General features: G+C 55.7%; 16 protein-coding genes. 10 read left to right on the top strand and 6 right to left on the bottom strand.

Going from position 1 to position 12,969, the window contains the following annotated elements:
- Nucleotides 1–103 precede the first annotated feature (103 nt).
- The gene (locus EV680_RS02295; RefSeq protein WP_132952802.1) at nt 104–1,759 is read right to left on the bottom strand and encodes an ABC1 kinase family protein; all 1,656 of its coding nucleotides are present in this window, start codon (nt 1,757–1,759) and stop codon (nt 104–106) included.
- 155 nt (nt 1,760–1,914) lie between these two features.
- Between EV680_RS02295 and EV680_RS02300 the strand changes: the two genes are divergently transcribed.
- From EV680_RS02300 to EV680_RS02315, 4 genes are all read left to right on the top strand, one after another.
- A complete protein-coding gene (locus EV680_RS02300) occupies nt 1,915–2,457 on the top strand; it encodes a C40 family peptidase (protein WP_165870891.1) in 543 nt (180 codons plus the stop codon).
- Between the two features lie 9 nt (nt 2,458–2,466).
- Complete coding sequence (locus tag EV680_RS02305; RefSeq protein ID WP_132952804.1) at nt 2,467–2,685, top strand: hypothetical protein; 219 nt, start codon at nt 2,467–2,469, stop codon at nt 2,683–2,685.
- A 130-nt stretch (nt 2,686–2,815) separates the two neighbouring features.
- Complete coding sequence (locus EV680_RS02310; RefSeq protein ID WP_132952806.1) at nt 2,816–3,154, top strand: CidA/LrgA family protein; 339 nt, start codon at nt 2,816–2,818, stop codon at nt 3,152–3,154.
- Nucleotides 3,151–3,846, top strand: coding sequence for an LrgB family protein (locus EV680_RS02315; RefSeq protein ID WP_207894266.1), 696 nt, complete (start codon nt 3,151–3,153; stop codon nt 3,844–3,846). Before EV680_RS02310 ends, EV680_RS02315 begins: the two co-directional genes overlap by 4 nt.
- A gap of 468 nt (nt 3,847–4,314) precedes the next feature.
- Here EV680_RS02315 and EV680_RS02320 read toward each other — a convergent pair whose 3' ends face one another.
- The 4 genes from EV680_RS02320 to EV680_RS02335 all read right to left on the bottom strand — a co-directional run bounded on the left by EV680_RS02320 (nt 4,315) and on the right by EV680_RS02335 (nt 6,549).
- Nucleotides 4,315–4,800, bottom strand: a complete 486-nt coding sequence (locus tag EV680_RS02320; RefSeq protein WP_132952810.1) for a hypothetical protein — start codon at nt 4,798–4,800, stop codon at nt 4,315–4,317.
- Nucleotides 4,801–4,865: 65 nt separating this feature from the next.
- On the bottom strand, nt 4,866–5,477 hold the full coding sequence (locus EV680_RS02325) for a BON domain-containing protein (protein ID WP_132952812.1): 612 nt from the start codon (nt 5,475–5,477) through the stop codon (nt 4,866–4,868).
- 122 nt (nt 5,478–5,599) lie between these two features.
- Nucleotides 5,600–6,193 carry a phosphoheptose isomerase gene (locus tag EV680_RS02330; protein WP_132952814.1) on the bottom strand — a complete coding sequence of 198 codons (594 nt, stop codon included), beginning with the start codon at nt 6,191–6,193 and terminating at the stop codon, nt 5,600–5,602.
- 8 nt (nt 6,194–6,201) lie between these two features.
- Nucleotides 6,202–6,549, bottom strand: coding sequence for a YraN family protein (locus EV680_RS02335; RefSeq protein WP_132952816.1), 348 nt, complete (start codon nt 6,547–6,549; stop codon nt 6,202–6,204).
- Nucleotides 6,550–6,603: 54 nt separating this feature from the next.
- Here EV680_RS02335 and rsmI point away from each other — a divergent pair, with 54 nt between their 5' ends.
- From rsmI to EV680_RS02350, 3 genes are all read left to right on the top strand, one after another.
- Nucleotides 6,604–7,473, top strand: coding sequence for a 16S rRNA (cytidine(1402)-2'-O)-methyltransferase (gene rsmI, locus EV680_RS02340; protein ID WP_132952818.1), 870 nt, complete (start codon nt 6,604–6,606; stop codon nt 7,471–7,473).
- A 527-nt stretch (nt 7,474–8,000) separates the two neighbouring features.
- The gene (locus EV680_RS02345; RefSeq protein ID WP_243650321.1) at nt 8,001–8,312 is read left to right on the top strand and encodes a DUF488 domain-containing protein; all 312 of its coding nucleotides are present in this window, start codon (nt 8,001–8,003) and stop codon (nt 8,310–8,312) included.
- 176 nt (nt 8,313–8,488) lie between these two features.
- Nucleotides 8,489–9,271 carry an acetoin reductase gene (locus EV680_RS02350; RefSeq protein WP_132952820.1) on the top strand — a complete coding sequence of 261 codons (783 nt, stop codon included), beginning with the start codon at nt 8,489–8,491 and terminating at the stop codon, nt 9,269–9,271.
- Nucleotides 9,272–9,341: 70 nt separating this feature from the next.
- On the opposite strand, the gene EV680_RS02355 is transcribed toward EV680_RS02350, so the two are convergent.
- Nucleotides 9,342–10,220 (bottom strand): LysR family transcriptional regulator, encoded by an 879-nt coding sequence (locus tag EV680_RS02355; protein WP_132952822.1) that lies wholly within the window; start codon nt 10,218–10,220, stop codon nt 9,342–9,344.
- Between the two features lie 107 nt (nt 10,221–10,327).
- Between EV680_RS02355 and EV680_RS02360 the strand changes: the two genes are divergently transcribed.
- The 3 genes from EV680_RS02360 (at nt 10,328) to EV680_RS02370 (ending at nt 12,740) form a co-directional block, all read left to right on the top strand.
- Entirely contained in the window at nt 10,328–10,726 is a 399-nt protein-coding gene (locus tag EV680_RS02360) for a DoxX family protein (protein ID WP_132952824.1), read from the top strand.
- A 72-nt stretch (nt 10,727–10,798) separates the two neighbouring features.
- Nucleotides 10,799–11,404: a nitroreductase family protein gene (locus EV680_RS02365; protein ID WP_132952826.1), complete on the top strand. Its 606-nt coding sequence runs from the start codon at nt 10,799–10,801 to the stop codon at nt 11,402–11,404.
- A 157-nt stretch (nt 11,405–11,561) separates the two neighbouring features.
- The gene (locus EV680_RS02370; RefSeq protein WP_132952828.1) at nt 11,562–12,740 is read left to right on the top strand and encodes an MFS transporter; all 1,179 of its coding nucleotides are present in this window, start codon (nt 11,562–11,564) and stop codon (nt 12,738–12,740) included.
- Nucleotides 12,741–12,969 lie beyond the last annotated feature (229 nt).

Here is a 12,969-nt window from a genome sequence, read left to right on the forward strand (position 1 = left end):
TGGCTTTTTCAAACACTTTAGTATAACGTGTTTTGATGACGCATTGATGAAAAATCAGGCCGTCTGAAAGCTTTCAGACGGCCTTCCCTGCACGGCAGAGCGCTTAATGTTTGCCCGAGCGCCAAATCGACCAAATAATCCACAAGCTGTTGGTAAAGGCCAATAAATAGCCGAGAAAGCCGATAAACTTGGGGCCGGTTTCGATGCTCATCACAATCGACGAGCCGATAATCAGCGCGGCGGTAACAATGCCCATGGTGAGGCGGTTGGTGGCTTTGTCGATTTGGTGGATAAATTGCTCGGTGCGCTTGAAATCGAGGTTGACCACAAACTGGCCTTTTTGAATGCGCCGGCTCAAGCGGAAGAGATTTTGCGGCAACTCATCAAGCGATTGCAGCAGCGTTTGCGCGTGCATCTTGCTTTTGCGCAGAATATGCTCGGGTGAGGCGCGCGCTTTAAACACTTCGGCCACAATCGGCTTGGCCTGCTCCAGCATCTCGGCGCTGCCGTCGAGCTTTTTCACCACGCCCTCGAGCGTGATCAGGGTTTTAAACAGCATCACCAAATCGCCCGGCAGCGTGAGGCCGTGTTGGCGCATGATTTGGGTGATGTCGTTAATCACTTGGCTGATGCGCAGATCGCGCATGGGTGTGTGCTCATAATTGAGCAGCATTTCGAGCACATCGGCGCCGAGCAGGTTTTCATCGGGCAATTCGCCCTGCGCCCAATTGCTCAGCACATATTGCATGGTGAATTGGTCGCGGTGGGTGAGCGCGTTGATCAAATCAATGATTTCGCGGCGGCGGGTGCTGCTCAAATGGCCGACCAAGCCGAAATCGATCAGCGTGATGCCGCCCTCTTCGTTGATAAAGATATTGCCCGGATGCGGGTCGGCATGAAAAAAGCCCTGCTGCAAAATCATGGTAAACAAGGTGTCGGTGATGCGGTTGGCCAACATGCGGCGGGTGTCGGCAGCCAGGCTTTCAGACGGCACGTTTTTCAACAATTTGTCGCCGATGTATTCCTGCACCAAAAGATAGCGGTTGGAATATTCGGCATAAATCTTGGGAATGTGCACAAAAGGATGGCCGGCAAATGTGGCCTCAAAGCGCTGCATATAGCGCAATTCCACCGATAAATCGGTTTCTTTGGCGAGGCTGCGGGCGAAATACTGCACCATCTGCACCGGCTGGTAGCGGCGGCTTTCGGGAATTTCCGATTCGATAAGATGCGCCAGATGATTTAAAATACGCAAATCGGCCTGTATGGTCGGCTCGATGTCGGGACGCTTGATTTTCACCGCCACAATATCGCCGTCCACCAATTGGGCGCGGTGCACTTGCGCAATCGATGCGCTGCCGATGGGATGCGGGTCGATGTGTTTGAACACCTCGTGATAAGGCCGCCCCAGATGCGTTTCGATCAACACGCGGATATCGGCGGTGGCAATGGGCGCCACATCGCTTTGCAGCTGCTCGAATTCTTCAATCCACTCGGCATCAAAAATATCCACGCGCGTGGAGAGCACTTGCCCCAGCTTCACAAAAGTAGGCCCCAGCTCTTCAAACGCCAGCCGAAAGCGCCTGGGCGTGCTCATATAGCGCTGATTCGATGCCGCTTCATCATCGGCACCGCGCACGCCTTTGTGCGAAAGCTTGATGCGCTGGACAAATTCGCCCAGCCCGTGCTTCGACAAAATCGTCATGATTTCGCGCATACGCGAGAAATCGCGCATGGCAAGTAAAGTTGGAATCATCATGGCTTTTGCTGTATTGTGTGCGCCTATACAAGAATGATTAACAGCATAGCACACAAACCCTCGGCAGCGAATGCGGCCGAGTTGCGGAAAACAAAGATTGGCAAAGGCCGTCTGAATGCATTCAGACGGCCGTGAAACACACGGAATGCATGTGCATGAACTCATGGAAGCAATTTTTTATCACCACGCTGGCCGCCATCTGCCTGTTGATGCCGGCCGCCGCCCATGCCGACGAGCTGGAAACCCTGATTAATCTGCAAGCCGCCGGGCGCACCGACAGCCGCGACATCAGCCGCAACGAGGCCGACAACCTAATCGGCAGCGCCATGGGTCTGCTCGGCGTGGCCTACCGCTACGGCGGCACTTCGGCCAACACCGGCTTCGATTGCAGCGGCTTTATGCAGCATATTTTCCGCCGCAGCATGCAAATCAACCTGCCGCGCACCTCGGCCGAGCAGGCGCGCATGGGCGAGCCGGTGAGCCGCAGCGATCTTCAGCCGGGCGACATGGTGTTTTTCAACACGGCGGGGCGGCGCATTTCGCATGTGGGGCTCTATATCGGCAACAACCGCTTTATTCACGCCCCGCGCACAGGCAAAAACATCGAAATCACGAGCCTTGACAACAAATATTGGGGCAGCAGATATGTGACCGCGCGGCGCGTGAAAAAAAACGACCCCGCGCGCTTTCTTCAGTAGGAAACCATCATGAGCATGCCTGAAATGCCGAAATGGTATGGCGACGATGGCGACATCGTTTCCTGTACCGAAAAAATCAAAGTCATGAGCGAAAACATGCAGGAGCTTTACCAAACCGCCCAAGATGCGTTTGAAGATGCGCTCTTGATGGGCTGCGGCGAAGCACAGCTGCGCGATTATCTGCAAGCGCTGGTGGCCGGACTGGAAAACCCTTACAAACGCGGCTGAACAAGATATGGTTCGGATCACACCGCATCCGAAAATTTGTTATGCGGCAAAAAGTTTCAGACGGCCTCTTTTACCGACAGGCCGTCTGAAAGCCGTTTCTTCATCCGAAAAGCGTTGAAAAGAGAGAAAAATGATACGTGCAGTGGGCATTTTGCTGGGCTTTTTGGCCGCGGGCGAATGCATTGTGTTTTTTACCGGCTTGAAGCTGCCGGGCAGCATTATCGGCATGGGCTTATTGTTTGCCGCCTTGCAGGCGGGCTGGGTGAAAAAAGCCTGGCTCGAGCAATTGGTTAACGTGCTGATGACCAACTTATCATTATTTTTAGTGCCCGCCTGCGTGGCGGTGATCAGCTATTTAGACCTTATCCGCAAAGACTGGCTCTCGATTACCGTGGCAACATTGGCCAGCACTTTTCTGGTGTTGTTTGTCACCGGCAAAGCGCATGAGTTGATGCGGAGGTATTGGTGATGGAAATGCTCGCGCATCCGGTGACGCTGCTGTTTCTCACCGTAACGGTTTACGGGCTGGCCAACCTCGTGCGCGCCCGCACCGGCAGCATTTTGTGCAATCCCGTGATGATCAGCACCTGCCTGATTATTCTTTACCTGAAGCTTTTCGATATCGACTACCCCACTTATTACGAAGCCGGCCGCATCATTGATTTTTGGCTGCAACCGGCCGTGGTGGGGCTGGCGGTGCCGCTTTACGTCAACTGGCCGAAAATCCGCAGCCAATGGCTGCCGATTATCACCTCGCAATTGGCCGGCAGCATCACCGGCATCATTACCGGCATGTATTTCGCCAAATGGCTGGGCGCCGAGCGCGAAGTGGTGCTCTCGCTGGCGGCCAAATCGGTCACCAACCCGATTGCGCTGGAAATCACCCGCAGCATCGGCGGCATACCCGCCATCACCGCCGCCACCGTGATTCTCGCCGGTATGATGGGGCAGATGATAGGTTTCAAGCTGCTCAGCAGCAGCACCGTGGGCCCACCCACCTCGCAAAGCATCGCCCTGGGCACAGCCTCACACGCCATGGGCATCGCCTCGGCCATGGAGCGCAGCCGCAAATTCGCCGCCTATGCCAGCCTGGGGCTGATTTTCAACGGCGTGCTCACCGCCATTCTCGCACCGCTGCTGATTCCTCTTTTGGGCATTTGATGTTTGGTTGTTTGCCCGCAAGCATTTGATTTGATACCCATTCAAGAAAGTAAGCTAACAAGGCGGTGAGCCGCAGACAGTACAAATATAGTGGAATGCATAAAAAAGTGACACAACGGGTAGGTTGGGTTGAAAACCCAACAAGCCCACAGGCCGTCTGAAACGTTGGGTTTATCAACCCAACCTACGCCGTTGTAGCATGCAGTTTCATATAACTTTTCCTTGCATTTCACTATAGTACGGCAAGGCGAGACAACAAAGTTAGGTTATTTTTTTGGATTGGTATGAGTCGGCTCATAAGCACGATTGCGTTTCGTTGCTCGCACCCTCGCTGAAGGCCGTCTGAACGCAGCGGAAAACCTTGTTCTGCGAACAAGCGTCGGATTCGAGAATCCGACCTACACACTAAAAAGGCCGTCTGAAAAGTTTTCAGACGGCCTTTTGCAACTTAATGGGTTTATCCGATGCTTAAAACAGATTATCCATCACATCTTTAGGTTTGGCGGGCTTGGCTGCGGGGTTGGCCGGTGCGGGCGCAGGTTTTTCCGGCGCAACAGCCGGTGCGGCAGGTGCAGCGCTTGCAGCAGGTGCTGCGGCAACCGTTGCGGGTTTGGCCGCCGTTGCCGGCGTTTCGGCATTGGCCGGCGCGGCCGGTTGTGTGCGGCCGCCTGTTGCTGCGGCTTCGGCCGGCGGTGCGGCTACCTGCCCCGGCAACAACACTTGCCCGGCCGGCACGGCCACATTCGATGCGCCGCGCGGCGATAAGATTTCAACGGTGTTGCCGCTGCTGTTCGCAGGTGGGGCAGCGGCGATTTCACCCGGTGCGCTCATGGTGCGGAACACGCCCACCACCAGCGCGGCCACGGCCAGCGCCACCACCACAAAAGCGGCGAGCAATAGATGTTTGGGGGTGAGGTTGAAACCTTTTTTGGCGGCATTCTGTCGCGCTGGCATATGAATATTCCCGATGGCGGCAGGCCGTCTGAATGCTTGCGGCATTTCAGACGGCCTGTTCCGGATTATGGTTGTTGGATATAGGTTTGATAAAGGGTAACCACTTTTTGCACGCCGGCGGTGGTGCTTACTTTTTCGGTGACTGCGGCCTGCTCTTCGGGCGTGAGGATGCCCATCACATAAGTGGTGCCTTCATAGGTGACGATTTTCACGCGGCTGGGAATCACGCCCTGAATGCCGAGCAAGGTGGTGCGCACTTTGGTGGTGCTCCAGGTGTCGGCGCTCACATTGCCGAAGGTGCGCGCTTGCGGTGCCACTTCGATGTAGTTATACACCGCTTGGGCCGATTGCTCGGCGCGCGCCACTTGTTCGACAAAGTTTTTCTCGCCCTCAGTGGCCACTTGGCCCAAAAGCAGGATGTGGCGGTTGTAGCTCACCACGGCAAGCTTGGGCTCGAAGCCTTCGGCGGCATTGTTTTGGCGCAGGTAAGTGTTGGCGGTGTTGCGGATACGCAATTCCATCACTTCGTCATCGGCTTGCGCGCCGGTACTGCGCCGGTCGATGGCCGATGCGCCGCCCACCGCCGCGCCGCCCACAATCGCGCCCACGCAGCCGCTAAGGCCGGCAGCCAACAAGGTGGCGGCGGCTAAGGTGAGGGCATGCTTTTTGATGCTCATACAAACGTCCTTTCGTGATGCGTTCGGGCAGCCTTTACGGCTGCCGGAGAAAATCGGAAACAATCAGGGCGTGATTCTAGCGTGTTCTGCGCACTTTTGCATACACCGCCGCCCGGCGGCGCTTATACGCCCTCGAGCAGCATGGTGTCGATGCAGTCGCACAGCGCATGAATCAAGAGAATATGCACTTCTTGAATGCGGGCGGTGCGCGGGTGCGGCACGTTGAGCAGAATATCGTTGTCGTTGAGCATGGCCGCGATTTTGCCGCCGTCGCGGCCGGTGAAAGCAATCACCTGCATGTCGCGCTCGTGCGCCGCTTCGATGGCGGTGATGATGTTGGCTGAATTGCCGGAAGTGGAAATGCCGATCAACACATCGCCCGGGCGACCTAGCGCGCGCACTTGCTTGCTGAACACATGGTCGAAGCCGTAATCGTTGCCGATGGCGGTGAGCGCGGAAGTGTCGGTGGTGAGCGCCACGGCGGCCAATTCCATGCGCTCTTTTTCAAAGCGGCCGGTCATTTCGGCGGCGAAATGCTGCGCATCGGCAGCCGAGCCGCCATTGCCGCAGGCGAGGATTTTGCCGTCGTTCATCAGGCATTGCAGCATGATTTCGGCGGCTTGCGCGGTGGGCGCGCTCAACACTTCGGCGGCTTGCTGCTTGGCTTGGATGCTTTGGGCGAAATGTTCGGCCACGCGGTTTTGTAATGTTGTCATGTGATGGATTAACCTGTGATATTTTGCACCCATTCGGGCTTGTGGCCGCCCTCGATCAATACGGCATCAAGGCGGCAGGGTGCGTGGTTGAGACGGTGTTGCTGCAGATAATGTTCCGCGCTGCGCTGCAATTTAGCCAGCTTGGCCGGGGTGATGCTGCCGGCCGCGCCGCCGAAACGGCTGCTTTTGCGGTATTTTACTTCAACGAATAAAATCGTGTTGCCATTTTTGACAATCAGGTCGATTTCGCCAAACGGGCAATGCCAGTTGCGCGCCACCAGCTTGCAGCCTTGCGCCTGCAAAAACACCAGCGCCGCATCTTCGGCGGCCGCTCCTTCTTTATGGTTTAAGCGCATTGTGTTTATCCCCGTTATAATGAAGCCTTTCAGACGGCCTCTTCCATTATTCATATGCAGAAACATTATCAAAAAGCCTGCGACAGCCTGGCTGCGCAAACATTATATGTGGTGGCCACGCCCATCGGCAACCTGGCCGACATCACGCTGCGGGCGCTGGCGGTGCTCGCGCATGTGGATATCGTTTGCGCGGAAGACACGCGCGTGACCGGCCAGCTTTTGAGCGCTTACGGCATCCAGGCCAAGCTTTTGAGCGTGCGCGAGCACAATGAGCAGCACATGGCCGATAAAATCATCGCCGCGCTGGCCGAGGGCAAAAGCGTGGCGCAAGTGAGCGATGCGGGCACACCGGCGGTGTGCGACCCGGGCGCGAAGCTGGCCGCGCGTGTGCGTGAAGCGGGCTTTAAAGTGGTGCCGGTGGCAGGCCCGAGCGCCGTGATGGCCGCCTTGAGCGTGGCCGGCGTGGCCGAGCCGAATTTCTATTTCAACGGCTTTTTGCCGCCCAAAGTGGGTGAGCGCCAAAGGCTTTTGGCCAAATGGCTTGAAGCCGATTATTCGGTGGTGATGTTTGAAACGCCGCACCGCATCGAAGCGGCGCTGGCCGATATGGCCGCGCTTTTTCCCGAGCGAAAAATCGTGCTGGCGCGCGAAATCTCCAAAACGTTTGAAACCTTTTTAAGCGGCAGCGTGGCCGACATTCAGACGGCCTTGAAAGAAGACAGCAACCAGAGCCGCGGCGAAATGGTGCTGATTCTGCATCCGGCGCAGGTGGAAAAACACAGCGACATGCCCGAAGCGGCGCAGCAAGTAATGAAAATATTGGCCGCCGACCTGCCCACCAAGCAGGCTGCCGATTTGGCGGCGAAAATTACCGGCGAGAGCAAAAAAGCGCTCTACGATTTGGCGCTGACCTGGAAAGCCTAGGGTCTGTTCACAATTCATCCGCGAGTAAGATTTTGAGCGCAAAAGCGTGGCTGCAAGGCGAAAAGCACAGCAAGGTTGAACACCTTGCGAGCATTTTCAACGCAGCAGGCGCGTTTTTGAGCCAAAATATTGCCGCGTGATGAAATGTGAACAGACCCTAAACCGCCTGTTTTTTTCAGACGGCCTGCATCGATTTATTCGGAAAGGCAGCCATTGTGTATGATACCCATTCAAAAAAGTAAGCTATTGATTCGGCAATTAAATATTGAACATTTTCAGATGCCGGCAAACAAGCCTTTGGCTTGTTGCCCTCTCCCTAGCCCTCTCCCACGGGAGAGGGAACAGGTTTCTGCTGCGGGCAAGAGGATGTGAATATTCAATAATTAGTTGCCGCATCTATAACAAGGCGGCGAGCTGCAGACAGTACAGATAGTACGGCAAGGCGAGGCAACGAAGTTAGGTTATTTTTTTGGATTGGTATCACGTGCAAAGAATCTACGATTACGAGCCCGGCAGCGAGCGCGGCGGTGTTTGTCGACCGCCTTTATCCGCGCGGCATACCGAAAGCGCGCATGGCGGGCGTGTTGTGGTTGAAAGACATCACCCCGAGCGCGGCTTTGCGCGAATGGTATCACGCCGATGTGCAAGCGCATTTCGATGAATTCACGCAGCGTTCTTGGGAAGAATTGCACGGCCAAACCGAGCAGGCGGCCATAGGCCGTCTGAAAACGCTGGCGCAGCAGCACGATGTGCTGCTGCTCACAGCGGTGAAAAATCCGGCGCAATCGCATGTGTCGATACTGCTGGATTATTTGGGCGAACCTTTTACCGCAGCCTGATGCCGTGCACTTTGATGTGCTTGTTTCAAACAGGCCGTCTGAAAGCTTTCAGACGGCCTGTTTGTGTAAAGCCTTTTTAAGCTGGGTTTATACGGTTGTTGATGGCAGCTTGTTTATGTTTTAATCAATTGCAACATGCAGCACCCGACTGATTCAACCTCAAAAGGAGCGATGCAATGAGCAGCAAAAAAGTAGCAGTGATTACCGGCTCGGGCGACGGCCTGGGCAAAGGCATTGCCGAGCGTTTGGCGCAAGACGGCTTTGCCATTGTGTTGTCGGACATCAATCCCGACACCTTGGCCAAAACCGAAGCCGAATTCAAAGCACGCGGCGCGGCGGTAAGCGCATTTTTGGGCGATGTGGGCAAGCGCGAAGATCAGTTTGCGCTGGTCAAACACGCGGCAGACACCTTCGGCCGTGTGGATGTGTTTATCAACAATGCCGGCATTGAAGACGTGATGGCGCTGGAAGATGTGCGCGAGGCCGATATCGACCGCGTGTTCAACATCAACGTTAAAGGCGTGATTTTCGGCACACAAGCAGCGGCCGAGCAAATGAAAAAGCAAGGCGGCGGGCGCGTGTGCAAAATCATCAATGCCTGCTCGATTGCGGGGCATGAATCTTATGATTTGCTCGGCGTGTATTGCGCCAGCAAACATGCCGTGCGCGCGCTCACGGTGGCGGCGGCCAAAGAGCTGGCCAAGCACAAAATCACCGTTAATGCTTATTGCCCGGGCGTGGCCGCCACCAAGATGTGGGACCGCATTGATGCGGAAATGGCCAAATATATCGACACCAAACCGGGCGAAGCATTTGAAAAATTCTCGGCCGGCATTTTGATGGGGCGCCCGCAAGTGCCGCAAGATGTGGCTGCGCTCGTGCATTATCTGGCTTCGGAAGATTCCGACTACATGACCGGCCAATCGCTTTTGATCGACGGCGGCATGGTGTTTCGCTGATTGCTCTATATGAAATAAAAGGCCGTCTGAAAGTTCAGACGGCCTTTTTGATGAGTTTTTATGATGTTTTCTACTGCATTTTTTCCACCAGAAAATCAATAAAGCTGCGCACTTTGGCGCTCAAAAATGCGCGGTCGACATAAGCCGCATAGAGCTTGATCGGCGGCATTTCATATTCGGGCAAAAGCTGCACCAGCGAGCCTTGTTTCAAATCATTGGCCACCAGCCATTCGGGCATATAGCCGATGCCGCTGCCGGCCTGAATCAATTTGCGCAGCATCAAGGTGCTGCTGCTGCGCATTTGCGATGTAAGCTGCAAAGTTTCCGTTTCGCCGTTGCGGGTGAACGTTACCGTGCTCATGTCCACATAAGAAGGCAGCACGGCTTGGTGCTGTGCGGCTTCGGCCAGCGTTACCGGCACGCCGTGGCGGCGCAGATAATCGGGCGAGGCCACAGGGAAAAAGCGGATTTCAGTAATGGGCTTCACAATCAGCGAAGGATTTGGGTCTCTCGACACGCGCAAAGCCATGTCGAAGCCATCGGCAATCAGGTCGATTTTGCGGTTGTCGAGCGACAATTCCAGCGTCACTTCCGGGTAGCGGCGGCGGTATTCGGCAAAGCAATCGGCCATACGGCTATTGGCAAACCATTGCGGCATGGTGATGCGCAAAAGCCCTTGCGGGGTGTCGGTGCCGCTGGCGGCGCGCTCGGCGGCGGTGTCAAGCGTTTCGAGCGCATAGCTGCATTGGCGGTAATATTCTTCGCCCGCTTCGGTGAGGTGCAGGTTGCGGCTGTTGCGGTGCAAAAGCTTGGCGTGGATGCTGTTTTCCAAATGGCTCACATGCTTGCTGGCCATCGCTATCGAAATATCAAGCTTGTCGGCCGCGCGGGTGAAGCTGCCCTGCTGCACCACTTCGCGAAACACTTTCAGGCTGAGCAAAGTATCCATATTTTCCTGCTAAGAAATAGTTATTCAATAAAACGAGTATATATCAACCAATCAGGCAAGGCTATACTGCGCTCTATTCATCACACACCAACGAAAGAAGAATCACCATGAATGCTTTAGCCCGTTATCAACCGGTTTTGTTGTCGGTATTGCGCATTGTTGCGGCTTATCTGTTTTTGCTGCACGGCACCGCCAAGCTTTTCGGCGTGCCGCATGTGGAAATGTTTGACGGCTTGCAACTGTTTTCGCTCTACGGCTTGGCCGGCGTGCTCGAGCTGGTGGGCGGCCTGCTGCTTTTGCTCGGCTTGTTTACCCGCCCGGTGGCTTTTGTGCTTTCAGGCCAAATGGCGGCAGCCTATTTTATCGGCCATGCAGCCAGCGCCCCGCTTTTCCCGATACTCAACGGTGGTGAAGCAGCTGTGTTGTTCTGCTTTGTGTTCCTCTATCTGGCCGCAGCCGGCGGCGGTGCCTGGGCCTTGGACAACAAGCGCCATAGCGATGCATAATCTCTCTTGCAGTTAAAACCCAATCTTGATTTTAAAGCCGGCATTTTGCCGGCTTCACCAAAGGAAACCGAAATGGCTTACCAAGATGTTCAAAAAGGGGCTGAAAAGCGCCGCACCATTTATGCTTTAAATAAAAACCTGCCGCTGCCCGCTGCCGAAGTGGCCAAAATCATCGAGCATGCCGTGTTGCACACACCCTCTTCTTTCAACTCGCAATCCACCCGCGTGGTGGCGCTGTTTGGCGCGGAGCATGAAAAGCTGTGGCAAATCACGGAAGATGCGCTGCGCGCCATTGTGCCGGCAGATAAATTCGAGCCCACCGCGCAAAAATTGGCCATGTTTAAAGCCGCTGCCGGCTCGGTGCTGTTTTTTGAAGACCAAGAAGTGGTGCAAAACCTGCAAGCAAATTTCCCGGCTTATGCCGACAATTTCCCGGTGTGGGCGGAGCATACCGATGCCATGCACCAATATGCGGTGTGGACCACGCTGGCCGAAGCCGGCATCGGTGCCAATTTGCAACACTACAACCCCTTAATCGACCACGCTGTGGCCGAAGCTTGGGATATTCCGGCTTCTTGGAAGCTGCGTGCCGAAATGGTGTTTGGCGGCATCGCCACACCGGCAGGCGAGAAAGCTTTTGCGCCGTTGGAAGGCCGTTTTAAAGTGCACGGCGCCTGATTTACCTGAATCAACACACAGGCCGTCTGAAAGCGGATAGTGTCTTCAGACGGCCTTTATTTGTTTCATTCAATTTGTTATAATGTTAACCACTCAACACAACGGCTGCCGCTGCGCAGCCGTTTTCCTGTTTATACCGCACACGAAACGATAAAAAATGTCACACACCATCCCCCACCCGCGCTTGCTGCTGCTCGCGCTCGCGCTCGGCGGCTTTGCCATCGGCATCACCGAATTCGCCACCATGGGCTTGATTCCCTATATTGCCGCCGGGCTGGGCATCAGCGAGCCCACCGCCGGCCACTTGATCAGCGCTTATGCGCTCGGCGTGGTGGTGGGTGCGCCCTCGATTGCCGTGCTGGCCGCACGCATGTCGCGGCGCACGCTGCTTTTGTGCCTGATGGGCGCATTTGCCCTCGGCCACATCGCCACCGCGCTGGCCGACAATTATTCATCGCTCTTGGTGTGGCGCTTTTTAAGCGGCCTGCCCCACGGCGCTTATTTCGGAGTGGGCGCGCTGGTGGCCGCATCATTAGTGCCGCCGGCCAAACGCGCGCAAGCGGTGGGCATGATGATGTTGGGCCTCACCGTGGCCTGCACCATAGGCGTGCCGCTGATCAGCTGGACAGGCCAAGCCATCGGCTGGCGGGCGTGTTTTGTGATTGTGGCGGTGTTGGCGGTGGCCACCACCGTGTCGCTGGCGCTTTTTCTGCCCAAACAAGCCATGCGAAGTGGCGGCTCCAGCGCCATCCGCGAGCTCAAAGCGCTCACCAATAAGCAGGTGTGGCTCACCTTACTCACCGGTGCCATCGGCTTTGGCGGCATGTTTGCCATTTATACTTATATGGCTTCCACGCTGATGGAAGTCACCAAAGTATCCGCCGCGGTGGTGCCGCTGGTGCTGGCGCTCTTCGGCGTGGGCATGACGCTGGGCAACCTGATTATCCCGCGCTTTGCCGTGGGCAAAAAGCTGATGCCCTGCATTGCCGGCCTGCTGCTTTGGAGCATGGTGATGCTCGCGCTGTTTCCGCTGGCCGCGCACGATATCCGCACCATATCGCTGCTGGTGGTGCTTATCGGCATGGGCGGCGCCATCGGCACTTTGCTGCAAGTGCGGCTGATGGATGTGGCCCCCGATGCGCAAACCATGGCCGGCGCGCTCAACAACAGCGCTTTCAACGCCGCCAACGCGCTGGGGCCGTTTCTCGGCGGCTTAGCGATTAACGCGGGCTTCGGCTGGACGTCCACCGGCATTGTCGGCAGCCTTCTGGCCTTGGGCGGCTTAATCATCTGGTTTGCTTCTTACCGTTTGGAAAAGCGCACCGCAAGTGTTTGAAACCATTCAAGCTGCTTCGGCGGCATCAGCATCTATAGCCAAATGCAAGAAAAAGAAAAAGTGATACAAAACTACGCGCTATAACGGAGTAGCTTGGTTGTCAAACCCAATGTTTCAGACGGCCTGTGGGCTTGTTGGGTTTTCAACCCAACCTACCCGTTGTGTCACTTTTTTATGCATTTCATACCAATCCAAAAAAATAACCTAACTTCGTTGTCTCGCCTTGCCG

The organism is Uruburuella suis, from assembly GCF_004341385.1.
GTDB lineage: Bacteria > Pseudomonadota > Gammaproteobacteria > Burkholderiales > Neisseriaceae > Neisseria > Neisseria suis.